The sequence below is a fragment of the Klebsiella sp. 7-CIP_Kleb. genome (assembly GCF_050378655.1).
GTDB classification, from domain to species: Bacteria; Pseudomonadota; Gammaproteobacteria; order Enterobacterales; family Enterobacteriaceae; genus Klebsiella; species Klebsiella quasipneumoniae.
Window position 1 is genome coordinate 54,621 of the sequence record NZ_JBNRLJ010000004.1, and the last position, 24,993, is coordinate 79,613.

The following is a 24,993-nucleotide window of genomic DNA, read 5'->3' on the forward strand; positions in this document are numbered from 1 at the left end:
TGATGAAAGTGAATGATAACGTAAACGAGAATTATTATTATGACGGGCGATATAATAGGCGAAACGTCGAAGGCAAGGCAAGCGATATGCCTGTCGCTGCGGGTTGAAGGCTGAATTAATAACCAGATAGTTATTATGGAGTTAAAGAGCCGTTAACTTTTTTACAGACGTAAAAAAACCCCTTAATACTTTCGTCTTAAGGGGTCTGGTCTTATGGCGTAGATCAGTTACTGCCGAACATATCCTTGATCCAGCCCGCGACGCCGTCGCTCTTCTCCTGCTGCTTCGGCGGCTGTTGCTGCGGTTGCTGCTGAGGCTGCTGCTGCCCGGACTGATTGAACGGGTTGTTCGCTTCCTGCTGCTGCAACTGCTGCTGCTGCATCATCTCGCCCTGGCGGCACAGCGCATCCGGCTGCGTCGTCCACACCGGCAGCGAACGCATCCCGCCGCTGCAGACGAAGTTGCCGTTGCTGTCCACGCCCATGTCGACCACATCTTCGGGCGGCGTCAGCACCAGCGGCGTTGGCGTCTGGTTCGCCAGATAACGCTGATAAATCGACATCGCACCGCTGGCACCGTACAGTTTGGTTGGCTGGTTATTGTCGCGCCCCACCCAGGTGATGGTCACCTGGCTACCGTCGATCCCGGCAAACCAGGTATCGACGTTATTGTTGGTGGTCCCGGTTTTCCCCGCCAGATGGAGGCCCGGATACTTCGCCCCCAGCTGACGCCCCGTCCCGCGCTGCACTACCTGCTGCATGGTCCACAGCGTCATATAGGCCGCCTGGGCAGGCACCGCGCGCTCCGCCTGCGGGTAGCTCTGATACAGCACCGTGCCATCTTCCGCAATCACTGACCGCAGGGCGGAGAGTGGTGCACGGTTGCCGCCGCTGGCGATGGTCTGGAAGGCCTGGGCCACTTCAATCGGCGTCAGGTTCAGCGCGCCAAGCAGCATCGCCGGCACGGCGTTGAGCTGATTCTTCGGCGCCCCCAGTTTGGTCCAGGTATCGACCACCGCCGGCAAGCCCAGCGCCATCCCGAGGTTAACCGTCGGCACGTTCATCGAACGAGTCAGGGCATCTACCAGCATCACCTGGCCGCTGAAGCGACGATCGTCGTTCTGCGGCGACCAGGTCTGGCCATTGGACAGGCGAATGGTCACTGGCGCATCGGCGATCCACGTATTCAGGCGATACTGATTCGGCTGGCTCAGCGCGGTCAGATAGGTCGCCGGCTTGGCCAGAGAACCAATCGACCGGCGGGCCTGCATCGCGCGGTTGTAGCCGGCGAACTGCGGCTCCGCGCCGCCGACCATCGCCCGCACTTCACCGGTAAAGCGGTCCACCACCACCATGGCAGTTTCCAGATCTGCCAGCTTGCGCTGTTTCTTCAGTACCGGGATCCCTTCAGTAGCCGCTTTTTCCGCGGCATCCTGCGCCACCGAGTCGAAGGTAGTGAAGATCTTCACGCCGGAGAGATCTTTTACTTTATCGCCCAGCTTCGCCTGCAGCTCCTGACGCACCATCTGCATGAACGCCGGCTGTGGTGAAATGACCCCGCCGCGCGGCTGCACGCCCAGCGGACGCGCGCTCAGCATGTCGTACAGCTCCTGGTCGATGACCTGCTGCTGCTGCAGCAGACGCAGCACCAGATTGCGTCGCTCAAGGGCCAGCTTCGGGTTGCGCCACGGGTTATACACCGAGGCCCCTTTCACCATCCCCACCAGCAGCGCCTGCTGGTCGAGGCTCAGCTCTTCCACCGGACGGCCAAAGTAGTACAGGCTGGCCAGCGGGAAGCCGCGAATTTCGTTATCGCCGCTCTGACCGAGGTACACCTCGTTCATGTACAGCTCAAGGATGCGATCCTTGCTGTAGCGGGCGTCGACGATCAGCGCCATGTACGCTTCGTTGGCTTTACGCCAGTAGGAGCGCTCGCTGGAGAGGAACAGGTTTTTCACCAACTGCTGGGTCAGGGTACTTGCCCCTTGCACCGTCCGGCCTGCCGTCAGGTTCGCCAGCACCGCACGGCCGATGGAATAGAGGCTGATGCCATCGTGCTCGTAGAAGTGGCGGTCTTCGGTCGCCAGCAGTGTATCCACCAGCAGGTCAGGGAAGCCGCTGCGCTTCACGAACAGACGCTGCTCGCCGTTCGGCGACTGCAGCATGGTAATAAGCCGCGGATCGAGGCGGAAGAAACCGAACTGGCGGTTGTTATCCATATTCTCGATGGTTTCCAGATGGTCGCCGTCGAAGGTCAGACGCGCGCGCACCTGCCCTTCTTTACTGTCCGGGAAATCGAACGGACGGCGGATCATCTCGATGCTGTTGGCCTGCACCGTATATTCGCCGGGACGCGTCATCGCGCTAACCTGACGATACTGGGTGGCGTTCAGCAGACGCACCATCTCGTTTTTGCTGATCTGCATGTCCGGCTCAAGGTTCACCATCCGGCCATAGACCGCAGCCGGCAGCTCCCAAACTTTACCGTCGATGCGGCTGCGGATTTTCTGGTCGAGGTAGACGCCATAGGCGGCAATCAGCACCGCGAAGACAATCCCCAGCTTGACCAGCAGCCACAGCCAGCTGCGCTTACGACGAGGCTTGCCACCTTTGCCTTTGGCTTTTCTCGGCACCGGTTTCTCATCCTCATAATCATCGTCATCATACTCGTCGTCGTAGTCCTCTTCCCGGACCCGGCGACGGGTGACTTTCTGTTTTGTCGGACGTGAGGGTCTTCCCTTACGTCCGATAGGCTCGCGGTCATCTCCCGCCATGCTTTTTCTCCGCAACGTTCAGGCGCAAAGGCCTGATTCTCAATACTTCCTCCGTTCAGAGGAAGAAGAAATCTCTCAAATTAACGTTCAGGCTGCTCATCCTCAGGACGACAACCTGCTGGCGGGCAGAACGCGCCGCCCACCTTTCAAAGGGTTGCTTTGCTTCGCTTCACATGATACTAACAATAGAAATTCACCATAAAATCAATGTGTTAAACGCATCACTGGCAGAATAAGTCAGAACATAGCACGTAATGTTCAGGGCATACAGGATAGCACTAAAATGCGACATTCTTAACCAGCATTTTACCTCGTGCTTACGTAACAAGATGGGAAAGAGTATGTTTTTTAATAACATAAAAAATGACGCTCGCCCTGATGCCAAATGCGGCGGCATCGCCTCAGACTGAAAATATATTTCCTGGACGACAGCATTTATTATTGAGAGAAGTAAAGGGGATGAATCGAGTTTCTGCCAATAAAAATGAGAGGCTGTTAACATTTATGTAGAATAATATTTTATGATGACACCAGGGAAATATTTGTTAAACTAGCGGCCAGTGATTCATTATTTTGATTACTCTACTATGCGCATTCCACTTATATTCCCGCTTTGCGTGGTGGCCTTACTCTCTGGCTGCCAACAGAAACCCGCCTCAACGCTCAGTCCGGCCATCAGTAGCCAGGCACAGCTCGAGCAGCTCTCGTCCGTGGCGGCAGGAACGCGCTATCTCAAGAATAAATGTAATCGTAGCGATCTGCCCGCCGATGAAACTATTTATCGGGCGGTGGTGAATGTCGGCAAAGCGCGCGGATGGGGAAATATTGACCCGGCAACGTTAAGTCAAAATAGCGACCGGCTTTACCAACAGCTTTTACAGGACAGCACCCCGGAAGCCACACAGTGCAGTCAATTTAATCGCCAGCTTGCTCCCTTTATTGCCAGCCTACGCGGCGACTAAGCAAAATATCTTCAACGCGCATTGAATTGCGCTTGCTCCTTATTCGCCTTTCGGCTCCTCGTCAATTTTCCCGCCGGGCCAGTCCTCCAGCGCCGCGAGGGTAAAGGTCGTGCCATTGAAGCTAAAGATCGTCACATCCTGCTGGATCTGCTCTACCACCAGATTGGGCAGCGGGGAATCGCCCTCGGTCCACGCTTTGCCGTTTAACACAATGCTGCGCTTTTCCGCTAACGAGGCGTAGACATGGGCGCTGTAGCGCAGAGGCGGCAGCGTATCGCTGTCCACCACCGGCGCGGCGGGCGCGCTGGCTTTTGCCGCCGGCGGCGGCGTCTTTGGCGCGGCCTCTCCGGCAGCGGTTAACGGCAGAAGCGCCGCATGCGCCACCGGCAAGGGCAGCGTTTGCGGCGGTGCCGGGTGACGCCACTGCTCGCCGCCAAACCAGCCGAGCGCGATAAATAATCCGGCGTACAGCGGGATAATCCAGCCAGGGATCTGCACCATCCGGCCGCGGACCACCGGCGCGTCCGCCAGTGTGGTGGGCGGCTGATGCGCCACCAGCAGGGGGATCCCTCTTTCACTGTCATCACGAACAATCACAACGGTCTCCTGTTCCCTCACGATAACGAGAAGGCGCCCTTACGGGCGCCCCACGTCACCTTATTTACTGCTCACCGGCAGGCCGGCGCCCTGCGATTCGCCCTGCGGCAATTCGAGGACGGCAACCGACCAGGCCGGCAGCGTGACCGAGCCGTCAGCGGCAACCTGCACGCCGCTGGCCAGCGACCGGTCGCCCGCCGCCTGCTGAATAGCGCTCAGCTGGAGCGATGTGCCGGCGAAATCCTGCAGCGTCCGGCTTTCCGGGGCAGCGTTGATCGCCACCACGATGCCGTCGACGCGGCTGTCCAGGCTGGCGCCAGCCTGGATCCCGTCATCGATGGTCATCACCAGCAGACCAGTCTGCTGATCGGCGCCGGTATTGCGGAAGTCCACGCGCTGCATCACCGTCGCGCCGTCGCCGAGGGTAAACAGCGGCGACGATTTACGCAGCGCGGTCAGCTCCTGATAAAACGCGGTCATCTGCTTGAGCTCGGCTTCGCCCGGGGTGGCCACCCAGTCCTTCACGCGGGCGATGATGTCATAGTTGCTGCCATCATCGCTGCTGCGCGGCATACCGACGTTGTAGTTGTTGTCCTGCAGGGAGTAGTCCACGCGGTTAAACCAGTCGCCGGAATCATACGAGTCGCGGGTAAAGGATTTAGAGCGCAGCAGCTCTGAACCCTGCTGGTCAAAGGCGATCCCCTGGCCGAGCATCACCGTCGCCAGCGACACCGCCTGCATCCGGACGCGGGTATCGAGATCTGCCTCCTGAGCGGCTTTATAGCTGATCATGTCCCACAGCGTCTGGTTATCGTGTTTTGACACATAGTTCACGACTTCCGTCGGATCAGCCGCGTAGCCGCCTGGCGCACCGTTATAGTCAATCTCGCTGCCTCTCTTCACCGCGCCGTCTTTGTCGATCAGCACGAAGTCCGCAAGGTTACCGGCCATGCCGAGACGGGTCAGATCGGCGAGGTGACGCGCCTGATCGTCGGTCAGGGTGGTCAGCTCATTCGGCAGGACGCCGGCCCCGCTGCCCACGCCCTGGTTCTGGCGCAATGCATCACCGGAGTCGAACGGCCCGCCGCCGCGCACGGCGTCGCGCAGACGATCGGAGAACGTGCCGATCCCGGTGCCTTTGAGATTGATTTGCGAGGCAATTTCAAAGCGATCGCTCTGGTTGGAATCCCAGCCTTCGCCAAAGAAGTAGATATCCGGGTTCAGCGCTTTAATGCGTTCCCAGGCCGAGAGGATCTGCGCTTTCGGGTGGTAGCCCATCAGGTCGAAGCGGAAGCCATCGATCTTATAATCGGTGGTCCATACCGCCAGTGAATCGGCGATAAGCTTGGCGAACATCCGGTGCTCTGGCGCCGAGTCGGAGCAACAGGTAGCCGATTCCACGCTGCCGGTAGTTTCGTTCAGACGCTGATAGTACCAGGGGACGATCTTATCCAGTACCGAAGTGCGGTCGGTCGGGCCGGCGGCGTTGGTGTGGTTGTACACCACGTCCATAATGACGTTCATTCCCAGATCCTGCTTGATCGCCTGAATCATGGTGCGGAACTCTTTAATGCGCGCCGTGCCTTCCGGATCGGTGGCGTAGGATCCTTCCGGTACCGTGTAGTGGAACGGATCGTAGCCCCAGTTATAGGAGTCGGTCTGCGCCACCAGCGTATTCAACGCCTGCACCTGCGGGTTATCCTTGCTGTCGTTCTGCTTCAGCTGAGTCAGCACCTCTTCAACCGTCGAACCGCTGTCGCAATAGCCCGCGAACTCGCTGCTCTTCACCGCGCTGTTGACCTCGCACAGGCGACTGAACGGCTGCTGAATATCGGCGACTTTGTCGCTGAACTCATTGACCGTCGCCAGATCGAAGACCGGCAGCAGCTCAATATGGGTCACGCCCGAGGCCGACAGCTGTTTCAGATGCTGGACCATATTGCTCTCCTGGGCGGTGAGCGCCAGATACTTGCCGCGGAGCTCCGCAGGAACGGTTTGATCCCAGGCGGAGAGATCGCGAATATGCGATTCGTGGATCGTCATTTTCGCCAGGTCGGCTTTGGTTTTCTGCGCGTGCGGCATCGTCAGCCCGTCCCAGCCTTCCGGCTTCAGCGCGCTGTCGTTCAGATCGACCACCTGGCTGTACTCCGAGTTGGTCGACAAACTATGGGCGTAGGGATCGGTCACTTCGTACTGCTCGACTTTACGCGACTGCGGGTGGTAGACCGTCATCGCGTAGCGGTAGAACGCGCCTTTCAGGTCGCTCCCTCCCTGCCAGGACCAGGCGCCGGAGGCGCTGTCGCGGGTCATCGGGTGACTGGCTATCACTTTCTTGTCCGCGCTATAGATCACCAGCTCGACCTGCTGCGCCGTGGGCGCCCAGACGCGGAAGGTCACGCCGCTATCGGTTAGCTGGGCGCCATAGCTCAGCGCCTCGGCGGCGGCGGCATAGGTATCGTCCAGTACGCCGGCGGTCTGCACCTGGGTGGCGGAGCTCAGGATCCCGTCGCTTTCGGCGGATATCGCCACCGTCTCGCCCTGCAGCAATTCATCGACGTTGACGTCATCCGGCAGCTTAAAGGCAGGATAGCTAGCGAGATGCGGGAAGCGCATGCTCACCTGCTGGCTGACGGTGGTGGGGGTCAGCTTGACATATTTATCGGTAAATTCGCCGTTACTGTCGGCAGCCACCTTACTGCTGTGGCTGTAATAGAGGCGCACAATGGGTTTATTTTCCCCGCCCGGCCACAGCAGAGTGGTCTTATCGACCCAATGCGCATCGGCCAGCGCCACGCCAAAGGCGGCGCGGAAGGCGTCGGCGCGGGAGTCATAGACCGCGCTGTTGCCGGCGATGACCGATACCGTCCGATCGGTGAAATCGCTGAAAGAGACGCGCAGGTCGCTGTCGATAAGCTTATTGGTGCCATCGCGGACGATAACGTTGATACATCCGCTCTCTTTGGTCAACGGGATCACCCAGTAAGGGCCATATTTGTCGCTGCCGGTCGGCGTGGTGCTGACATCATTCCAGTCCGCCACCGGCGCGCTCAGCGCATCGCAGGTTTCGTTATTCCACAGATAGAGGTTTTTGCTGGCATAGTCGGCCGGCGTGCTGCTGGTGATGCCGGCGATATCGACGAGATGAATGACAGCCTGGTTGGCAGAGGCCTGTACCGCTTCGCCAGGGACGGCAACGTCCGGTAAACGGACGACGACATCCTGTGGGTCGGGCGTGCCGGGATTACCTGGGTCGCCAGGTGAGCCAGAGGAAGAGGAGGAAGAGCTGTTATCACAGCCACTCAATAATACTAACGATCCAATAAATAGGGCATGACAGGTATATCTGAGCATTCGATAGTCCCTAATATGCTTATTAAATTATAAAAGGTAAGAAAGGATGAATATCTTTACAGCGCGCTAATTAGATATTTTTGCTTTCCCAGGCGCAATCATCCCCCACAGATGAGAGGGGGGCGTAGGAAGCCGGGGGAGTAAATGAATAAAGGGAATGACGACCGCAAACCGCAAACTGATTATGATTCGCCACGCTTATCGCCACTCTCCGGCAATAATTCATTCAAAAGCCAATAATCACCTACCTGTTTCGGTAGGGTATTACGCCAGCGTGCAGAAAAATAAATTAGCAAAGGAATTAAAATGCCAGTTTCTGTGATGGGGTTAACAAATATAAATAAAGGGATAATTAAATTATTACCCCAAATTGTGACGCTCATCATATTAATAACCGCCATTCCGCAGCTGGCGAAATTAACCTGGCGGGTGGTATTCCCTGTGAGTCCTGAGGATATTTCCGCCCTACCGTTAACCATGCCTCCGGCGGCAGATCCGGAATTTAAAAATGTGCGGCCCGCATTTACCCTGTTTGGCCTGGCGGCTAAAAACCCCCCCGCGCCAGCGGAGGCCACCAGCCTCAATCAGGTGCCGGTTTCCAGCCTGAAGCTACGCCTGGCCGGGCTGCTCGCCAGCAGCAACCCGGCGCGATCCATCGCGATTATTGAAAAGGGAAATCAGCAGGTTAGCCTTAGCGTCGGCGATACCACCCCGGGGTACGATGCGCAGATCGCTGCCATCCTGCCAGACCGGATCATCGTCAACTATCAGGGGCGCCAGGAGGCCATTTTATTATTTAACGATACCCGCGCGCCGTCGTCATCGCCCGCCGCCGCGCCCCGTCCGCCCCTGATGAAGCGACTCCGCGAGCAGCCGCAAAATATCCTCACGTATTTAACGATTTCGCCGGTACTCAGCGGCGACAAACTGCAGGGCTATCGACTTAATCCTGGCAAAGACCCCTCGCTGTTTCGCCAGACCGGCCTACAGGCAAATGATTTGGCGATTGCCTTAAATGGCATCGATTTACGCGAACAGGAACAAGCGCAACAGGCGCTGCAGAATTTGGCCGACATGACCGAAATAACGCTAACCGTTGAGCGGGAAGGCCAACGACACGATATTGCTTTCGCCCTGGGGGATGAATAATTGCCAACCATGAAACGCCTGCGAAAAATGCTGCCTGCGCTGCTGATATTAACCCCGCTGCTATTTCCCCCGGCCGCCGCGGAGGAATTTTCCGCCAGTTTTAAAGGCACCGATATCCAGGAATTTATCAATACCGTCAGCAAAAACCTGAATAAAACGGTGATTATCGATCCCAGCGTACGCGGCACTATCACCGTGCGCAGTTACGATATGCTCAATGAAGAGCAATATTATCAATTCTTCCTCAGCGTGCTGGATGTATATGGCTTCGCCGTGATTAATATGAATAACGGCGTGCTGAAGGTGGTCCGCGCTAAAGACGCCAAGACCTCGGCCGTTCCGGTCGCCAGCGAGGCCGCGCCGGGCGAAGGCGATGAGGTCGTCACCCGGGTGGTGCCCCTGACCAACGTCGCCGCCCGCGATCTCGCGCCGCTGCTCCGCCAGCTGAATGATAACGCTGGCGCCGGCAGCGTGGTCCATTATGAACCCTCCAACGTCCTGCTGATGACCGGCCGCGCGGCGGTGATCAAACGCCTGCTGACTATTGTCGAACGCGTCGACAACGCCGGGGATCGCAGCGTGGTGACCGTGCCTCTCTCCTGGGCCTCCGCTGCGGAGGTGGTCAAACTGGTTACCGAACTCAATAAAGACACCAGCAAATCGGCGCTGCCGGGATCGATGGTGGCGAACGTGGTGGCCGATGAGCGTACCAACTCGGTGCTGGTGAGCGGCGAGCCAAACTCGCGCCAGCGCATTATCGCCATGATCAAACAGCTCGACCGCCAGCAGGCGGTGCAGGGCAACACCAAAGTGATCTACCTGAAGTACGCCAAAGCCGCCGATCTGGTGGAGGTCCTGACCGGGATCAGCAGCTCGTTGCAGAACGATAAGCAAAGCGCCAAACCGGTGGCCGCGATCGATAAAAATATCATTATCAAAGCCCACGGCCAGACCAACGCCCTGATCGTCACCGCCGCGCCGGACGTGATGAACGATCTGGAGCGAGTGATCGCCCAGCTGGATATCCGCCGCCCTCAGGTGCTGGTGGAGGCGATTATCGCCGAAGTGCAGGATGCCGACGGCCTCAATCTCGGTATCCAGTGGGCCAATAAAAACGCCGGCATGACCCAGTTCACCAACAGCGGTTTGCCGATATCCAGCGTCATCGCCGGCGCCAACCAGTACAACAAAGACGGCACCATCAGCAGCTCGCTGGCCAGCGCCCTCGGCTCGTTTAACGGTATCGCCGCCGGTTTCTATCAGGGGAACTGGGCGATGCTGCTGACCGCCCTCTCCAGCAGTACCAAGAACGATATTCTGGCCACCCCCAGCATCGTCACCCTCGACAATATGCAAGCCACCTTCAACGTCGGCCAGGAAGTCCCGGTGTTAACCGGCTCGCAAACCACCTCCGGCGACAACATCTTTAATACCGTCGAGCGCAAAACCGTGGGCATTAAGCTGAAGGTGAAGCCGCAGATTAACGAAGGCGATGCCGTGCTGCTGGAGATTGAGCAGGAAGTATCGAGCGTCGCCGATTCGGCCTCCAGCACCAGCAGCGATCTCGGAGCGACCTTTAATACCCGGACGGTGAATAACGCCGTGCTGGTCGGCAGCGGCGAAACGGTGGTGGTTGGCGGGCTGCTGGATAAAAGCGTCACCGATACCGCCGACAAAGTGCCGCTGCTCGGCGACATCCCGGTGATCGGCGCGCTGTTCCGCTCCGACAGCAAGAAAGTGTCGAAGCGCAACCTGATGCTGTTTATCCGCCCGACCATTATTCGCGACCGCGATGAGTACCGCCAGGCCTCTTCCGGCCAGTACACCGCCTTCAACGATGCGCAAACCAAACAGCGGGGCAAAGAGAGCAGCGAAGCATCGCTCAGCAACGATCTGTTGCACATCTACCCGCAGCAGGAGACCCAGGCCTTCCGCCAGGTCAGCGCCGCCATTGACGCTTTTAACCTCGGAGGCCGCCTATGACGCCAGCCGCCGAACGCCGTCCGCTGCTGCCCTTCGCCTGGGCCCGGGCGCACCATCTGGTGCTGCTCAGCGACGGCGAACGCTGCGAAGCGTTGTGCCGCGCGGACACCGCCGCCCGGGCGCTGCTGGAAGCGCGCCGCCTGGCGGACGGGCCGATGAGCGTCAGCCGTCTGGCGCCGGACGCGTTCGAGAAAGCGCTGGTGCTCAGCTATCAGCGCGACTCGGCGGAAGCGCACCGGATGATGGCCGACATCGGCAATGAGCTTGACCTCTATACCCTCGCCGAAGAGCTGCCGGATACCGACGATCTGCTCGACAGCGAGGACGATGCACCGATTATCCGTCTGATCAACGCCATGCTCACCGAGGCTATCAAAGAGAAAGCCTCCGATATCCATATCGAAACCTATGAGCGCCATCTGCAGATCCGCTTTCGCGTCGACGGCGTGCTGCGGGAAATTCTCCGCCCGCAGCGGCGGCTGGCCGCGCTGTTAATTTCGCGTATCAAGGTGATGGCGAGCCTGGACATTGCGGAAAAACGGGTTCCCCAGGATGGCCGTATGGCGCTGCGCATCGGCGGGCGGGCGATAGACGTGCGCGTCTCCACCCTGCCCTCCAGCCATGGGGAACGCGTGGTGCTGCGCCTGCTGGACAAAAACAGCGTCAACCTGGATCTGCTGACGCTGGGCATGCCCCCCGCCCTGCTCGACCAGGTCGACGCGCTGATCGCCCGGCCACACGGCATCATTCTGGTCACCGGGCCGACCGGATCCGGGAAAAGCACGACGCTCTACGCCGCCCTCAGCCGCCTCGACGCCCGGGAGCGCAACATCATGACCATTGAAGATCCGGTGGAATATGAGCTGGAGGGCATCGGCCAGACTCAGGTCAACGCCAAAGTCGAGATGACCTTCGCCCGCGGCCTGCGCGCCATCCTGCGCCAGGATCCGGACGTGGTGCTGGTGGGCGAAATCCGCGATGGCGAAACCGCGCAGATCGCCGTTCAGGCCTCGCTCACCGGCCACCTGGTGCTGTCGACCCTGCACACCAACAGCGCGCTGGGCGCTATTTCCCGTCTGCAGGATATGGGCGTGGAGCCTTTTTTACTCTCCACGTCGCTGCTGGCGGTGATGTCGCAGCGGCTGGTGCGCCAACTGTGCCCGCACTGCCGTCAGCCCACGCAGGCGGATGCCGATACCGCCCGGCAGATGGCGGTCCCGGCCGGCACGCCGCTGTGGCAGCCAAAAGGCTGCGCCCGGTGTAATTTCACCGGCTATCGCGGACGCACCGGCATTCACGAGCTGCTGCCGATCGACGACCGCGTCCGCGCCGCCATCCACCGCGGCGAAAATGAGATCACCCTGATCCAGCAGCTGGGGCCGGCCTGGCAGACCCTGCGCCATGCCGGGCGCGATAAAGCGCTGGCGGGGATCACCAGCTGGGAGGAGGTGATGCGGGTCACCGAACAGCAAACGGCGGACAGCGTCTGAGATGGCCCTGTTTCGCTATCAGGCGCTGGACGCGCAGGGCAAAACCCGCCGCGGCGTTCAACAAGCCGACTCCGCCCGCCACGCCCGCCAGCTGCTGCGGGACAAAGGCTGGCTGGCGCTGGAAGTGGCCGCCGCCGACCCGGCGAGCCGGCTGTGGCGCGGCGGGCTCCTTACCCGGCGCACCAGCGCCGGTGATTTAGCCCTGCTCACTCGCCAGCTGGCCACCCTGGTCGCCGCCGGCATTCCGCTGGAGAAAGCGCTCGATGCCGTCGCCCAGCAGTGCGAAAAGGCGCCGCTGAGAACGTTAATGGCCGGGGTGCGGAGCAAAGTGCTCGAAGGCCATTCGCTGGCGGAGGCGATGCGCGGCTATCCCGCCTGCTTCGACGGCCTGTTCTGCGCCATGGTGGCGGCTGGCGAAACCTCCGGCCATCTCGACGGCGTGCTGAATCGGCTGGCGGACTATACCGAGCAGCGCCAGCAGCTTCGCGCCCGCCTGCTGCAGGCGATGATCTACCCCATCGTGCTGACGCTGGTCGCCATCAGCGTGATCGCCATTCTGCTCTCCACCGTGGTGCCGAAAGTCGTCGAGCAGTTTGTCCATCTTAAACAGGCTCTGCCCTTCTCTACCCGGCTGCTGATGAGCCTGAGCGACATAGTGCGCAGCGCGGGCCCCTGGCTGGTGCTGCTGTCGTTACTGGCGCTGCTGGGGCTGCGCTATCTGCTGCGCCAGCCTGCCCGGCGGCTCGCCTGGGACCGGGCGCTGCTGCGCCTGCCGGTCATCGGCCGCGTGACGCGCAGCGTCAACAGCGCGCGCTACGCCCGCACCTTAAGCATTCTCAACGCCAGCGCGGTGCCGCTGCTGCTGTCGATGCGCATCAGCGCGGGCGTTCTCAGCAATGCCTGGGCGCGCAGCCAGCTGGAGACCGCCAGCGAGTCGGTGCGCGAAGGCGTCAGCCTGCATCGCGCGCTGGAGGCCACGGCGCTGTTTCCGCCGATGATGCGCTACATGATCGCCAGCGGCGAACAGAGCGGTGAGCTGACCGCCATGCTGGAGCGCGCGGCGGAGAACCAGGACCGGGAACTGAGCGCGCAGATCCAGATGTCCCTCAGCCTGTTTGAACCCCTGCTGGTGGTCACCATGGCCGGCATGGTGCTGTTTATCGTGCTGGCCATCCTGCAGCCGATCCTGCAACTGAATACCCTTATGAGTATGTGACTGTATTAATGGAGAAAACTATGCAACGGCAACGCGGCTTCACGTTACTGGAAATTATGGTGGTGATCGTCATTCTCGGTATCCTCGCCAGCCTGGTGGTACCTAACCTGATGGGCAACAAGGAGAAAGCGGACCGCCAGAAGGTGGTCAGCGATCTGGTGGCGCTCGAGGGGGCGCTGGACATGTATAAGCTGGACAACAGCCGCTACCCGAATACCGAACAGGGTCTGCAGGCACTGGTGACCGCCCCGGCCGTCGAGCCGCATGCCCGCAACTACCCGGAAGGTGGCTATATCCGCCGCCTGCCGCAGGACCCATGGGGAAATGAGTATCAGCTGTTAAGCCCCGGTCAGCATGGCGCCATCGACGTCTTCAGCGTCGGCCCGGACGGGATGCCCGACACCAATGACGACATCGGCAACTGGACCCTCGGGAAGAAATAGTGTCTCAGCGCGGTTTCACCCTCCTGGAAATGATGCTGGTCCTGCTGCTGATCGGCGTCAGCGCCAGCATGGTGCTGCTGGCGTTTCCCTCCGCCCGCACCCAGGAGGCCACGCAGATCCTGGCGCGCTTTCAGGCGCAGCTGGATTTTGTCCGCGAGCGCGGGCAGCAAACCGGCCAGCTCTTCGGGATCGTTATCCACCCTGACCGCTGGCAGTTTATGCGCCTGCAGCCTGCCGACGAAGGCGCCCCGGCGGCGGCTGACGACCGCTGGGGCAACGCGCAGTGGCTTCCGCTGCAGGCCGGGCGCGCCACCACGGCGGAAACCCTCCCGCGGGCCAGGCTGACGCTGCGCTTTCCCAACGGCCAGGCGTGGACGCCGGGCGAGCAGCCCGACGTGATCATCTTTCCCGGCGGCGAAGTCACCCCGTTTCAGCTGCGGATTGACGCCGCGACGGGCATCAACATCGACGCCCAGGGCGACAGTCAGCCGCTGGCGGCGCGGGAGCAGCCATGAAACGCGAGAGCGGAATGACGCTTATCGAAGTGATGGTCGCGCTGGTGATTTTCGCCCTCGCCGGCCTGGCGGTGATGCAATCCACCCTGCAGCAGACGCGGCAGCTCGGGCGTATGGAAGAGAAAATCCTCGCCAGCTGGCTGGCGGATAATCAGCTGGTGCAGCTGCGGCTGGAGAAACGCTGGCCTGCCCTCAGCTGGTCTGAAACCACCGTGGAGGCCGCCGGGACGCGCTGGTTCGTCCGCTGGCAGGGGGTGGAAACCGCGCTGCCGCAGCTGCGGGCGCTGGACGTGGAGGTCCGGCGGCAAAAAAGCGATCCCGCGCCGCTGGCGACTCTGCGCACCTGGGTGACGCCGCCATGATAACGAAAATGCGCGGTTTCACCCTGATTGAAACGCTGCTGGCGCTGGCTATCCTCGCCGTCCTCAGCGCCGCCGCCGTGATGGTGCTGCAGAACGTCATCCGCGCCGATGGCCTCACCCGCGAGAAGAGCCAGCAGATCGCCGCCCTCCAGCGCGCTTTTCGCCAGATAGCCGACGATGTCACGCACATCATTCCTCGTCGCGCCAGAAACAGCGACACGCTTTTCTTTGCCGGACGTTTTCAGTTGCAGAGCGATGACTGGGGGCTGGCCTTCAGCCGCAGCGGCTGGCCGAATCCGCTGGGGATCCTCCCGCGCTCGGAGATCCAGAACGTCAGCTACCGCCTGCGCCAGCAGCAGCTTGAAAGGCTGAGCTTCGATCAGCAGGATCCGCTGACCGGGAGCCAGCCGACGGTCCGGGTGCTGCTGCGCGAGGTGACGGCGTTTCGCCTGCGGTTTTATGCCGACGGGCGCTGGCAGGAGACCTGGGACCGCCCTCAGACGCTGCCGCAGGGGCTGGAGATCACCCTGACCCTGGCGAACAGCGGGGAGATAACCCGCCTGTTTTTACTTACCCCGGGGGGCGGCCAGTGAAAAATCGGCAACGCGGCGTCGCGCTCCTGATGGTGCTGTTCATCCTCGCCCTGATGATGATCCTCGCCAGCGCCATGACCGAACGCACCTCGGTCATGTATCAACACACCGCCGTGACCCTCGATAATCTGCAGGCCAGATGGTACGCCCTGGCGGCGGAAAACATGGCCGCCGCGCTGCTGCAACGCGACGCGCTGGACTCGCCCAGTCAAACGAACCTGGCGCAAACCTGGGCGCAGGAGGGACGCCGCTTTACCCTCGACGATGGCGAAATCCTCGCCACGATCCGCGACGGGCACGCCTGCTTTAACCTCAATGCCATCAACCATCGCGCGGATGAGACCAGCGGCGAAACGCCCTACCCGACCGACGTCTTCGTCCGGCTGCTGGCGCTGCTCGGCGAATCGCCGCTGCGCGCCAGCCAGATCGCCGCCGCCCTCGGCGACTGGACGGACAGCGACGGCCAGCCGCGACTGAACGGGGCGGAGGACGAGGTTTATATGGCGCAAACCCCGGGCTATCTCGCCGCCAACCAGCCGATGCAGGATGTCAGCGAGCTGCGCCTGCTGGCCGGTATGGACGCCGCGCTCTATCAGCGCCTGCTCCCCTTCGTCTGCGTCCAGCCGGATGACGCGCTGCAGGTCAATGTCAACACCCTGCGGCCCTCACAGGCCGCCCTGCTGGTGGCCCTCTTTCCCGGCGATCTGACGCTGCAGGAGGCGCAACAGCTGTTGCACAACCGCCCGCGAACCGGGTGGAGCAGCGTCGCCGCGTTTCTCGCGCAGCCTACGCTGCAGAAAACCGATACCACGCTCGCCCGCCCCTGGCTGACGGTGCGCAGCACACGCTTTATCGCCGCCTTCACCGTGGTGACCGGCAACCTTCGCTTTCAGCTGCACAGCGTCCTGCAACAGGAGGGGCGCGCCTTTACCGTCGTCCAGCGGCGATACGGACTTTCTATGGTGGTTGATGAATAAGTTTAACGCTTCCCCCCAGGCCATGCTGATCGTGCGCTTCGCCCCCGGGCAGGCGCCGCTGCACTGGCAACTCTTCGCCCCCGGCGATCCGCATCACGAAGCCCGCGGCCAGTGGCCGGCTGACGACGCCAGCCCTTTCCCGGCGCTGGCGGCGCATTACCCGGCCTGGGTGCTGATCCCGGCCAGCGACTGCGCGTTTCACCCCCTCAGCCTGCCGGCAGGCCTGCGTAAACCGCCGCTGCAGGTGGCCCCGTTCCTGTTGGAAGAGCAGCTGGCCGACGATGTGGAAGCCACCCATTTTGCTCTGCTCCACCGCCAGCAGGCCCAGTGCGAGATCGTCGCCGTGCAGCGGCAAAAAATGCGCGACTGGCTGGCGCGCTGCGAGTCGCTCTCCCTACGGCCCCTGGCGTTGACGCCCGATGTGCTGGCCCTGCCCTGGCAACCGCCGGCGTGGAGCGCGGTGCAGGTGGACGAGCAGTGGCTGATCCGCCACCAGCCATGGAGCGGCATGGCGGCGGAAAGTTCCTGGCTGGCGGAGCTGCTGCGGGGCGAGGCGGAAGAGCACGTCATCGACAGCTATTCGCCGCCGCCCGCGGCGCCGGGAGCGTGGCGCGCGCAGCCTGCGCAGACGCTGCTCTCCCTCGCCGCAAATCAACCGGCGGCACAGAAGCTCAGTCTGCTGCAGGGAGAGTTTGCCATCCGCCGTCGGCAGCCTGCGCAGGGGAGCTGGCGTCCGGCTCGGTATGCCGCGCTGGCCCTGGCGCTGCTGGCGGCGGTGAATAGCGTTCTGGATCATCGCGATCTGGCGCGCCAGGCCGAGGCGGCCCAGCAGGCCAGCCGGGCCTACTATCATCGCTGGTTTCCTACGGAGAAAAAGGTGATTAACCCGCGACTGCAGATGCAGCAGCATCTGCAAACCCTCGCCCGTCAGGCGCAGCATGCCCCCCTCGTCGACCGCCTCAGCGCGTTGCAGAACATCATCAGCGACACGCCGGGGATCCGCCTGCGGGCGCTGAGCTGGGATGCCGCGGCCAACCGTCTGCAACTGGATATCGCCGCGGCCTCTTCCCGGGCGCTGGAGCAGTTCACCCAGCGGGCGCAGCCGCGGTTTCGCGTCCGGCCAGGCGACATGACCACGAAACCGGATGGCATTGAGGGACAACTGACGCTGGAGGAAAACGATGGCTAATCTGTTTATCTGGTGGCGGCAGCGCACGCCGTCGGAGCAGCGCCTGCTGCTCGGACTCGCGGGGCTGCTGGTGGTGTGCGCCCTCTGGTACGGGCTGTGGCAGCCCTGGCGAGCCCGCGAGGCGCAGTGGCGGCAAACCCTGGTGAAAGAACAGGCCAGCCTGCGCTGGATGACGCAGCAGGGTCCGCGCCTGCAGCAGCTCAGCCGGCAGCCCGCGCCGGCGGCAAAAGAGGCGCTCACCGCGCTGGTGATGCGCGAGGCGGCGAGCCACGGGCTGGAAGTCGTTCGTCTGCAGCCGCAGGGAAAACGTCTACAGGTCACCCTTCAGCCCTGCGCCTTTCAGACGCTGATGGACTGGCTGGACGCCCCGGCGATGCGCGGCGTCAACGCGGTCTCGCTATCCGTAACCGCACAGCCGTCGCGGCCGGGCTGGGTCACGGTCAACCATCTGCTGCTGGAGCGCGACGATGAAAGCTAACGGGTTCGCGGTTGGACTACTGCTGGCGCTCTATCTGCTGTGGTTGACCGCCACCGCCCCGGCGCGCCTGTTAGTCCCGATGCTGCCGCCCGAGGTACAGGTGGCCAACCTCAGCGGCAGCATCTGGCGCGGCGCGGCGCAGTCGGTCTCCTGGCGCGGCGAACGACTTGAGCGGCTGACGTGGTCGCTTACCCCGGCTGGCTGGCAGATCGCGCTCAGCGATCCCCGCGGCGTGGAGGGTCAGGCCCGGCTGTGGGGCATCCGCGATCTGCGCCTGCAGGAGGGGCGGCTCAGCGCCCCCGCCAGCCTGCTCGGTCGCTGGCTAACGCCGACCATGCCCGTCAGCGCCGACGGAGAGGTTACTTTCAGCCTGGCCGAAGCGCACTTCAGCGAGGGGCGCTGTCGGCAAATCACCGCCGGACGCGCGCTGTGGCGTCAGGCCAGGCTGCACTCTCCGGTCGGTAGCCTGGAGTTAGCCCAGGTCAGTGGCACCTTAAGCTGTACGGCGACCGGCGCCGTGGCGCTGGCCATCCGCCAGGATTCTCATCAGCTGAGCCTCAGCGGCCAGGGAACCCTGTCGCCCGATGGCCGCTATCTGTTTCACGGTACGCTACAGCCCCGGCAGGGGATACCGCCCCTGCTGGCGCTGCTGGTCACCCGCCCGATGGCCAAAAACGACCCGGGCCCGACGCCGTGGCAGCTGCAGGGAAAATGGTGATTAAAGGAGCAAAAATGACGACATTAGCCGCATTATCGCTGCATTTCCCTCTTATCTGGTATGGCTTTCTGCTGCTGTTCGGCCTGGCGCTGGGCAGCTTTTACAACGTGGTGATCTACCGTCTGCCGCGCATGCTGGCCCAGACCGCGGACGACGAGCCGCTAACCCTCAGCACGCCGGGCTCATCCTGTCCGCAGTGTCGCCAGCCGATAGCCTGGCGGGACAATATCCCGCTGGTCAGCTTCCTCTGGCTAGGCCGTCGCGCCCGCTGCTGTCAGGCGCGCATCTCGTGGAGCTATCCGCTGACCGAGCTGACCACCGGCCTGCTGTTTATCCTCGCCGGGGCGCTGCTCGCACCGGGACTGGCGCTGGCGGGCGGCCTGGTGCTGCTCTCCTTTCTGCTGATACTGGCGCGGATTGATGCCCGGACCCAGCTGCTGCCCGACCGCCTGACCCTGCCCCTGCTGTGGGCCGGACTGCTGTTCAATCTTAACGAGGTGTACATTGCGCTGCCGGACGCGGTCGCCGGGGCGATGGCTGGTTATCTGGCGCTGTGGTCGGTCTATTGGCTGTTCCGCCTGCTGACCGGCAAAGAGGCTCTGGGCTATGGCGATTTTAAGCTGCTGGCGGCGCTGGGCGCCTGGTGCGGCTGGCAGGCTCTGCCGCAGGTGCTGTTGTTCGCCTCGGCCAGCGGGCTGACGTGGACCCTGCTGCAGCGCCTGTGGACCCGGCAGTCGCTGCAGCAGCCGCTGGCCTTCGGCCCCTGGCTGGCGCTGGCGGGAGGGGGCGTTTTTCTCTGGCAGCAGATGGTCTAGCGTGAGTGGTTCGACTGGCCGGGCAGAATGCCGCCCGGCGCCTGGGGCTACGAATATTTTTTGCTGCGTCGGGTCGGAGCGGCGTTGGCCGGATCGTCCGGCCAGACGTGTTTCGGATAGCGTCCCTTCATCTCTTTCTGCACCTCACGGTAGCTCCCCTGCCAGAAGGCGCTGAGATCGCGAGTGATCTGCAGCGGACGCTGAGCGGGCGACAGCAGCTCCAGCACCAGCGGCACTCGCCCCTCGGCGATAACCGGCGTCGTGGCCTCGCCGAACATCTCCTGCATACGCACCGCCAGCGCCGGCGGGTTCTCCGCATGGTAACGGATCGCCAGACGGCTGCCGGTCGGCACGGTATAGTGCGTCGGCAGCTCGCGATCCAGCTTCTGGCGCAGCGGCCACGGCAGCCAGTCCTGGAGCGCCTGCCGCAGATCCAGCGCCTTCAGCGCCCGCAGCGAGTGAACGCCGTTCATCTGCGGCAGCAGCCATGCCTCCAGCGAGGCCAGCAGCGAAGCGTCATCCACCGCGGGCCACGCCTCTTCCGGCAGCCATTGCGCCGCACACTGCAGCCGCAGCCGCAGCTGCTCGGCCTCTGGCGTCCAGTTGAGCACACCGAGGCCTTTCTCACGAATCCCGTTGAGCATCGCCTGATGCAGCTCCGCCTCAGAGGGCTTCGCCAGCGGCTGGGTCTTAATCACCAGCTGGCCCGTCACCGTCCGCCGCCAGGCTTTCAGCGTCCCCTGCGCTTCATCCCACTCCACCGTGTCGGAACGCTGCGCCAGCTCGGGACGGGCGGCGATCAGCTCGCCGATATCCACCGGCAGAGCCAGCAGCATGCGGGCATCCGGTGAGGCGCTGCCCTGCAGCAGCAGCGGAGCGATCAGCCACTCATGGCGGCCCAGCGCGTCGTCGGCGTCCAGCATCGCGCCCATACCGTTCGCCAGCTGATAGCGTCCCTCCTGACCGCGGCGGCGGGCGATGCGGTCGGCGAAGGCCGACGCCAGGAGCGCAGCCATTCGTCCCGCATCGGGCTGGCCGCTGCGGCAGGCCAGACGCTTCATCAGCTGCTGCGCGCGCTGCTGCCAGTTGGCCTGCTGACGGGAAAAGACGGCGCCCAAATCCACCAGCCCGCCGCGCGGCGGCTCCTCAAGGATCGCCGCCAGCCTGGCCGCCGTCGCCACTTCGTCATCGGTCTGCGCAGCGGCCAGCATCGCCGCCAGCCGGGGCTCGTTGCCGAGGGTGGCCATTTTGCGGCCAAACGCCGACAGCCGCTCGCCGTCCAGCGCCGAGAGCGCCTCCAGCAGGCGGCGCGCGGCAGCCAGGTTCACCGCCGGCGGCTGATCCAGCCAGGCCAGCGAGGCCGGATCGTGGCAACCCCACTGCAGCAGCTCCAGCAACAGCGCCGACAGATCGCTGTGCAGGATCTCCGGTTCGCTCTGCGCCGCCGCTCGTTCGGCCTGTTCTTTGCCGAGCAAATGCAGGCAGATCCCCGGGGAGAGACGACCGGCGCGTCCGGCGCGCTGGGTCATCGATGCCTGGCTGATGCGCTGCGTCACCAGCCGGGTCAGGCCGGTGCGCGGGTCAAAGCGGGCAACACGCTCCTGGGCGGTGTCGACCACCAGGCGGATGCCCTCGATGGTTAAACTGGTCTCAGCAATGTTGGTGGCCAGCACCACTTTGCGCTTCCCGGCCGGCGCCGGGAGGATCGCTTTGCGCTGCTCGCTTAGGGGCAAAGCGCCATACAGCGGGCAGAGGATGACATCCTCCGCCACGCGCTCCGTCAGCTGTTCCTGAACGCGCTGGATCTCGCCGACGCCGGGCAGAAACAGCAGCATCGATCCCTGTTCATGCCGCAGGAGCTCCGCCGCCGCTATCGCCACCGCCTCATCAAAACGCTGGTGCGCGGAGAGCGGGCTGAAGCGACGCTCCACCGGATAAGCGCGCCCCTCCGAGACCACCACCGGCACCTCAGGCAGCAGACGCTGCAGGCGATCGTTATCAAGGGTCGCCGACATGATGAGCAGTTTGAGATCGTCACGTAACCCCTGCTGGACATCAAGCAGCAGGGCCAGCGCCAGATCCGCCTGCAGGCTGCGCTCGTGAAACTCATCGAGGATCACCAGCCCCACGCCCGTCAGCTCGGGATCGCGCTGGATCATGCGCGTCAGGATCCCCTCCGTGACCACCTCCAGGCGGGTCTGTGGCCCGACGCAGGTTTCGGCACGCATGCGGTAACCCACGGTCTCCCCTGGCTTTTCGCCGAGCAGTTCAGCCAGCCGCTGCGCGACATTGCGCGCCGCCAGACGCCTAGGCTCCAGCAGGATAATGCGTCCCGCGATGTTACCCTCAGCGAGGATCTGCAGCGGCAGCCAGGTCGACTTCCCGGCGCCGGTCGGCGCGTTGAGCAAAACCTGCGGCGCATGCTGCAGGGCGGATAACAGTTCTGGGAGGACGGCGGCAACCGGCAATGAGGACACAAAAGGCTCCGGGGGTTAACATTCAGGGGCTCGCATTGTAGCATCCCCCTAATTCATTACCGAGTCTCTATCATGTCTGAGCCGAAAAGGCTGTTTTTTGCGATTGAACTGCCGCCTGCCGTCCGCAAACAGATTGTCCAGTGGCGGGCAACGCACTTCCCTGAGGATGCCGGCAGGCCCGTCGCGGCGGATAACCTTCATCTGACGCTGGCGTTTCTCGGCGAGGTGAGCGCGGAAAAACAGCGGGCGCTGTCTGCCCTCGCCGGCCGCCTCCAGCAGCCGGGCTTTACCCTGACGCTGGACGATGCCGGACAGTGGCTGCGTTCGCGGGTGGTCTGGCTCGGGACCCGTCAGCCACCGCGCGGCCTGCTGCAGCTTGCCAGTATGCTGCGCGCTCAGGCGGCGCGCAGCGGCTGCTATCAGAGTCCGCAGCCGTTTCATCCGCACATTACCCTGTGGCGCGATGCCCGTCAGGCGGTGCCGATCCCGCCGCCCGGCTTTCGCTGGACGTTTCCGGTGAACGAGTTCGTGCTCTATGAATCCAGCTTTAGCCGCGGGCGCACGCGCTACACGGCGCTGGAACATTATCCGTTTGATAAGGAAAATTGATGCAGTTTGATCCGCCGTTGCAACCCGCCATTTTGCTTAAACGTTACAAACGTTTTCTTGCCGACGTGGTGACCCCCGATGGCCGCGAATTGACGCTCCACTGCCCAAATACCGGTGCCATGACCGGCTGCGCCGTCCCGGGCGACACCGTCTGGTATTCCACTTCTGACAATGCGAAGCGCAAATATGCCCATACCTGGGAATTAACTGAAACGCAGCAGGGCGCCGTTATTTGCGTCAACACGCTGCGCGCGAATACGCTGGCGAAAGAAGCAATTTCCGCCGGAATAATCCCTGAACTTTCAGGCTATAACCAGCTGAAAAGCGAAGTGAAATATGGCGCTGAGAATAGCCGTATCGATATTATGTTACAGGCAGATGATCGCCAAAACTGCTATATTGAAGTGAAATCGGTTACGTTGGCGGAGAAAGAATACGGTTATTTTCCTGATGCGGTGACTATGCGCGGACAGAAGCACCTGCGGGAGCTGATGGCCGTCGCGGCAAATGGCGACCGCGCGGTGATTTTATTTGCCGTCCTGCATTCGGCAATTGACCGTTTCTCTCCCGCGCATCATATTGATGCCAGATACGCACAGCTGTTAACAGAAGCCCGCGACAAGGGGGTGGAAATTCTCGCCTGGAAGGCGGAACTTTCTACGACGAGGATGACTCTGAATAAGCCGATTGCCGTGGTGTTAAACCCCGGTAAATAAATGGCTAAATAGTGTTCGGGTCGCAAGCGCGAATACGCTTTTCTTCACAGGGTTGTCAAGTGTAACGTTTAGATAATTGCTATCCGGAAAAGCATCTGCTATTTATAGCGGCCTGATTTTCCCCCACATGGGGATCGATAGTGCGTGTTAAGGAGAAGCAACATGCAAGAAGGGCAAAACCGTAAAACATCGTCCCTGAGTATTCTCGCCATCGCTGGGGTGGAGCCGTACCAAGAGAAACCGGGCGAAGAGTATATGAACGAAGCCCAGCTGGCGCACTTCAAGCGTATTCTTGAAGCATGGCGTAATCAACTCAGGGATGAAGTGGATCGCACCGTATCGCACATGCAGGATGAAGCTGCTAACTTCCCGGACCCGGTAGACCGTGCCGCCCAGGAAGAAGAGTTCAGCCTGGAGCTGCGTAACCGCGACCGCGAACGTAAACTGATCAAAAAGATCGAGAAAACGCTGAAAAAAGTTGAAGACGAAGACTTCGGCTACTGCGAATCCTGCGGCGTGGAGATCGGCATTCGCCGTCTGGAAGCGCGTCCGACAGCGGATCTGTGCATTGACTGCAAAACCCTGGCGGAAATTCGCGAAAAACAGATGGCGGGCTAATCCCCTGCTGCCTCACTCTCTGGCGGGAGTCTCTCCCGCCTGGTTCTGTTGTCCGTACCATGACTGACTCACGCTATATAGGGCGCTTTGCTCCCTCCCCCTCCGGCGAACTCCACTTCGGCTCTCTGATCGCCGCGCTCGGCAGCTACCTGCAGGCCCGCGCGAACCAGGGTATCTGGCGCGTTCGTATTGAAGATATCGACCCGCCGCGCGAAGTCCCCGGGGCCGCCGACACCATACTGCGCCAGCTCGACCACTACGGTCTGCATTGGGACGGCGAGGTGATCTGGCAGTCGCAACGGCACGAAGCCTACCGCGAGGCGCTGGCCTGGCTGAGCGAGCAAGGGCTGAGCTACTACTGCACCTGCACCCGCGCGCGGATCCACGCCGTGGGCGGGATCTATGATGGTCACTGCCGCGACCTTGGGCTGGGGGCGGAAAACGCCGCGCTGCGTCTGCGCCAGACCCGTCCGGTTCTGCAGTTCACCGACCGCCTGCGCGGCACGCTGGTCGCCAACGAGCCGCTGGCGCGAGAAGATTTTATTATCCACCGTCGCGATGGACTGTTTGCCTACAACCTGGCGGTGGTGGTCGATGACCACTTTCAGGGGATCACCGAGATCGTCCGCGGCGCCGATCTGATTGAGCCGACGGTGCGGCAGATTTCGCTGTATCAGCATTTTGGCTGGCAGGCACCGGACTACCTCCATCTGCCGCTGGCCCTCAATGCCGACGGCAATAAGCTCTCTAAACAAAACCACGCGCCGGCGCTGCCGGAAGGCGATCCGCGCCCCGAAATCGTCCGGGCGCTCCGCTTTCTGAATCAGGAGATCGCCGGGGAGTGGCAGGCCCTGAGCATCGATGATTTACTCGCCCAGGCCGTCGCCAACTGGCAGCCGGCGAAAATCGAGCATTCTCAAATGGCTCCCGCTGAGCTATGATTAGCCGCTATTTTTACACTG

23 protein-coding genes are annotated in these 24,993 nt (G+C 62.1%); 19 read left to right on the top strand and 4 right to left on the bottom strand.

Features of this window, described 5'->3' with window-relative positions; genetic code table 11:
• Positions 1–223: 223 nt before the first annotated feature.
• Complete coding sequence (mrcB, locus tag ACQUTI_RS15785; RefSeq protein WP_108450678.1) at positions 224–2,773, bottom strand: bifunctional glycosyl transferase/transpeptidase; 2,550 nt, start codon at positions 2,771–2,773, stop codon at positions 224–226.
• A 587-nt stretch (positions 2,774–3,360) separates the two neighbouring features.
• Between mrcB and gspS the strand changes: the two genes are divergently transcribed.
• Positions 3,361–3,735, top strand: a complete 375-nt coding sequence (gspS, locus tag ACQUTI_RS15790) for a type II secretion system pilot lipoprotein GspS (protein ID WP_023319765.1) — start codon at positions 3,361–3,363, stop codon at positions 3,733–3,735.
• A gap of 39 nt (positions 3,736–3,774) precedes the next feature.
• Here gspS and gspB read toward each other — a convergent pair whose 3' ends face one another.
• Positions 3,775–4,332: a type II secretion system assembly factor GspB gene (gspB, locus tag ACQUTI_RS15795; protein ID WP_428923316.1), complete on the bottom strand. Its 558-nt coding sequence runs from the start codon at positions 4,330–4,332 to the stop codon at positions 3,775–3,777.
• Between the two features lie 60 nt (positions 4,333–4,392).
• Positions 4,393–7,683 (bottom strand): pullulanase-type alpha-1,6-glucosidase, encoded by a 3,291-nt coding sequence (gene pulA, locus ACQUTI_RS15800; RefSeq protein WP_043521982.1) that lies wholly within the window; start codon positions 7,681–7,683, stop codon positions 4,393–4,395.
• A 184-nt stretch (positions 7,684–7,867) separates the two neighbouring features.
• Here pulA and ACQUTI_RS15805 point away from each other — a divergent pair, with 184 nt between their 5' ends.
• Genes ACQUTI_RS15805 through ACQUTI_RS15870 form a run of 14 tightly spaced genes read left to right on the top strand, consistent with a single transcriptional unit; the run spans position 7,868 to position 19,611 of the window.
• Positions 7,868–8,005, top strand: a complete 138-nt coding sequence (locus ACQUTI_RS15805; protein ID WP_032426032.1) for a hypothetical protein — start codon at positions 7,868–7,870, stop codon at positions 8,003–8,005.
• Positions 7,990–8,832 (top strand): type II secretion system protein GspC, encoded by an 843-nt coding sequence (gene gspC / locus ACQUTI_RS15810; protein WP_062914384.1) that lies wholly within the window; start codon positions 7,990–7,992, stop codon positions 8,830–8,832. The genes ACQUTI_RS15805 and gspC overlap by 16 nt, the downstream gene beginning before the upstream one ends.
• Before the next feature lie 9 nt (positions 8,833–8,841).
• Complete coding sequence (gene pulD / locus ACQUTI_RS15815; RefSeq protein ID WP_049003556.1) at positions 8,842–10,815, top strand: GspD family T2SS secretin variant PulD; 1,974 nt, start codon at positions 8,842–8,844, stop codon at positions 10,813–10,815.
• Entirely contained in the window at positions 10,812–12,305 is a 1,494-nt protein-coding gene (gene gspE / locus ACQUTI_RS15820; RefSeq protein WP_023319760.1) for a type II secretion system ATPase GspE, read from the top strand. The genes pulD and gspE overlap by 4 nt, the downstream gene beginning before the upstream one ends.
• Position 12,306: 1 nt before the next feature.
• Entirely contained in the window at positions 12,307–13,521 is a 1,215-nt protein-coding gene (gspF, locus tag ACQUTI_RS15825) for a type II secretion system inner membrane protein GspF (RefSeq protein WP_114465181.1), read from the top strand.
• Between the two features lie 20 nt (positions 13,522–13,541).
• Positions 13,542–13,964 carry a type II secretion system major pseudopilin GspG gene (gene gspG, locus ACQUTI_RS15830; protein ID WP_004204417.1) on the top strand — a complete coding sequence of 141 codons (423 nt, stop codon included), beginning with the start codon at positions 13,542–13,544 and terminating at the stop codon, positions 13,962–13,964.
• Positions 13,964–14,479, top strand: a complete 516-nt coding sequence (gspH, locus tag ACQUTI_RS15835) for a type II secretion system minor pseudopilin GspH (RefSeq protein ID WP_004204416.1) — start codon at positions 13,964–13,966, stop codon at positions 14,477–14,479. Before gspG ends, gspH begins: the two co-directional genes overlap by 1 nt.
• Complete coding sequence (gene gspI, locus ACQUTI_RS15840; protein WP_004204415.1) at positions 14,476–14,841, top strand: type II secretion system minor pseudopilin GspI; 366 nt, start codon at positions 14,476–14,478, stop codon at positions 14,839–14,841. Before gspH ends, gspI begins: the two co-directional genes overlap by 4 nt.
• Positions 14,838–15,434, top strand: a complete 597-nt coding sequence (gene gspJ, locus ACQUTI_RS15845) for a type II secretion system minor pseudopilin GspJ (protein ID WP_048323018.1) — start codon at positions 14,838–14,840, stop codon at positions 15,432–15,434. The genes gspI and gspJ overlap by 4 nt, the downstream gene beginning before the upstream one ends.
• Complete coding sequence (gene gspK, locus ACQUTI_RS15850) at positions 15,431–16,411, top strand: type II secretion system minor pseudopilin GspK (RefSeq protein WP_004204412.1); 981 nt, start codon at positions 15,431–15,433, stop codon at positions 16,409–16,411. The genes gspJ and gspK overlap by 4 nt, the downstream gene beginning before the upstream one ends.
• Entirely contained in the window at positions 16,404–17,600 is a 1,197-nt protein-coding gene (gene gspL, locus ACQUTI_RS15855) for a type II secretion system protein GspL (protein WP_122542669.1), read from the top strand. Before gspK ends, gspL begins: the two co-directional genes overlap by 8 nt.
• Positions 17,593–18,078 (top strand): type II secretion system protein M, encoded by a 486-nt coding sequence (locus tag ACQUTI_RS15860; RefSeq protein WP_122542671.1) that lies wholly within the window; start codon positions 17,593–17,595, stop codon positions 18,076–18,078. The genes gspL and ACQUTI_RS15860 overlap by 8 nt, the downstream gene beginning before the upstream one ends.
• Positions 18,068–18,796 (top strand): type II secretion system protein N, encoded by a 729-nt coding sequence (locus ACQUTI_RS15865; protein ID WP_240708792.1) that lies wholly within the window; start codon positions 18,068–18,070, stop codon positions 18,794–18,796. Before ACQUTI_RS15860 ends, ACQUTI_RS15865 begins: the two co-directional genes overlap by 11 nt.
• 14 nt (positions 18,797–18,810) lie before the next feature.
• Positions 18,811–19,611, top strand: coding sequence for a prepilin peptidase (locus tag ACQUTI_RS15870; RefSeq protein ID WP_043521992.1), 801 nt, complete (start codon positions 18,811–18,813; stop codon positions 19,609–19,611).
• A 47-nt stretch (positions 19,612–19,658) separates the two neighbouring features.
• Here the strand turns inward: ACQUTI_RS15870 and hrpB are convergent, their stop codons facing one another.
• Positions 19,659–22,088 carry an ATP-dependent helicase HrpB gene (hrpB, locus tag ACQUTI_RS15875; protein ID WP_122542675.1) on the bottom strand — a complete coding sequence of 810 codons (2,430 nt, stop codon included), beginning with the start codon at positions 22,086–22,088 and terminating at the stop codon, positions 19,659–19,661.
• A 72-nt stretch (positions 22,089–22,160) separates the two neighbouring features.
• On the opposite strand from hrpB, the gene thpR reads away from it, so the two are divergent.
• The 4 genes from thpR (at position 22,161) to gluQRS (ending at position 24,972) form a co-directional block, all read left to right on the top strand.
• Positions 22,161–22,697 (top strand): RNA 2',3'-cyclic phosphodiesterase, encoded by a 537-nt coding sequence (gene thpR / locus ACQUTI_RS15880; protein ID WP_004204405.1) that lies wholly within the window; start codon positions 22,161–22,163, stop codon positions 22,695–22,697.
• Entirely contained in the window at positions 22,697–23,413 is a 717-nt protein-coding gene (gene sfsA, locus ACQUTI_RS15885; RefSeq protein ID WP_004204404.1) for a DNA/RNA nuclease SfsA, read from the top strand. The genes thpR and sfsA overlap by 1 nt, the downstream gene beginning before the upstream one ends.
• Positions 23,414–23,575: 162 nt before the next feature.
• A complete protein-coding gene (dksA, locus tag ACQUTI_RS15890; RefSeq protein WP_002888845.1) occupies positions 23,576–24,031 on the top strand; it encodes an RNA polymerase-binding protein DksA in 456 nt (151 codons plus the stop codon).
• A gap of 59 nt (positions 24,032–24,090) precedes the next feature.
• Positions 24,091–24,972 (top strand): tRNA glutamyl-Q(34) synthetase GluQRS, encoded by an 882-nt coding sequence (gluQRS, locus tag ACQUTI_RS15895; protein ID WP_043521996.1) that lies wholly within the window; start codon positions 24,091–24,093, stop codon positions 24,970–24,972.
• Positions 24,973–24,993 lie beyond the last annotated feature (21 nt).

Bases quoted from the DNA above. Each gene is read 5' to 3' on its own strand.
- pulD (WP_049003556.1), top strand. From the start codon at position 8,842: ATGAAACGCCTGCGAAAAATGCTGCCTGCGCTGCTGATATTAACCCCG.
- gspS (WP_023319765.1), top strand. From the start codon at position 3,361: ATGCGCATTCCACTTATATTCCCGCTTTGCGTGGTGGCCTTACTCTCT.
- pulA (WP_043521982.1), bottom strand. From the start codon at position 7,683: ATGCTCAGATATACCTGTCATGCCCTATTTATTGGATCGTTAGTATTA.
- gspF (WP_114465181.1), top strand. From the start codon at position 12,307: ATGGCCCTGTTTCGCTATCAGGCGCTGGACGCGCAGGGCAAAACCCGC.
- mrcB (WP_108450678.1), bottom strand. From the start codon at position 2,773: ATGGCGGGAGATGACCGCGAGCCTATCGGACGTAAGGGAAGACCCTCA.
- thpR (WP_004204405.1), top strand. From the start codon at position 22,161: ATGTCTGAGCCGAAAAGGCTGTTTTTTGCGATTGAACTGCCGCCTGCC.
- gspL (WP_122542669.1), top strand. From the start codon at position 16,404: ATGAATAAGTTTAACGCTTCCCCCCAGGCCATGCTGATCGTGCGCTTC.
- gspJ (WP_048323018.1), top strand. From the start codon at position 14,838: ATGATAACGAAAATGCGCGGTTTCACCCTGATTGAAACGCTGCTGGCG.
- gspE (WP_023319760.1), top strand. From the start codon at position 10,812: ATGACGCCAGCCGCCGAACGCCGTCCGCTGCTGCCCTTCGCCTGGGCC.
- gspI (WP_004204415.1), top strand. From the start codon at position 14,476: ATGAAACGCGAGAGCGGAATGACGCTTATCGAAGTGATGGTCGCGCTG.
- gspC (WP_062914384.1), top strand. From the start codon at position 7,990: ATGCCAGTTTCTGTGATGGGGTTAACAAATATAAATAAAGGGATAATT.
- dksA (WP_002888845.1), top strand. From the start codon at position 23,576: ATGCAAGAAGGGCAAAACCGTAAAACATCGTCCCTGAGTATTCTCGCC.
- ACQUTI_RS15870 (WP_043521992.1), top strand. From the start codon at position 18,811: ATGACGACATTAGCCGCATTATCGCTGCATTTCCCTCTTATCTGGTAT.
- ACQUTI_RS15860 (WP_122542671.1), top strand. From the start codon at position 17,593: ATGGCTAATCTGTTTATCTGGTGGCGGCAGCGCACGCCGTCGGAGCAG.
- gspG (WP_004204417.1), top strand. From the start codon at position 13,542: ATGCAACGGCAACGCGGCTTCACGTTACTGGAAATTATGGTGGTGATC.
- ACQUTI_RS15865 (WP_240708792.1), top strand. From the start codon at position 18,068: ATGAAAGCTAACGGGTTCGCGGTTGGACTACTGCTGGCGCTCTATCTG.
- gluQRS (WP_043521996.1), top strand. From the start codon at position 24,091: ATGACTGACTCACGCTATATAGGGCGCTTTGCTCCCTCCCCCTCCGGC.
- ACQUTI_RS15805 (WP_032426032.1), top strand. From the start codon at position 7,868: ATGATTCGCCACGCTTATCGCCACTCTCCGGCAATAATTCATTCAAAA.
- sfsA (WP_004204404.1), top strand. From the start codon at position 22,697: ATGCAGTTTGATCCGCCGTTGCAACCCGCCATTTTGCTTAAACGTTAC.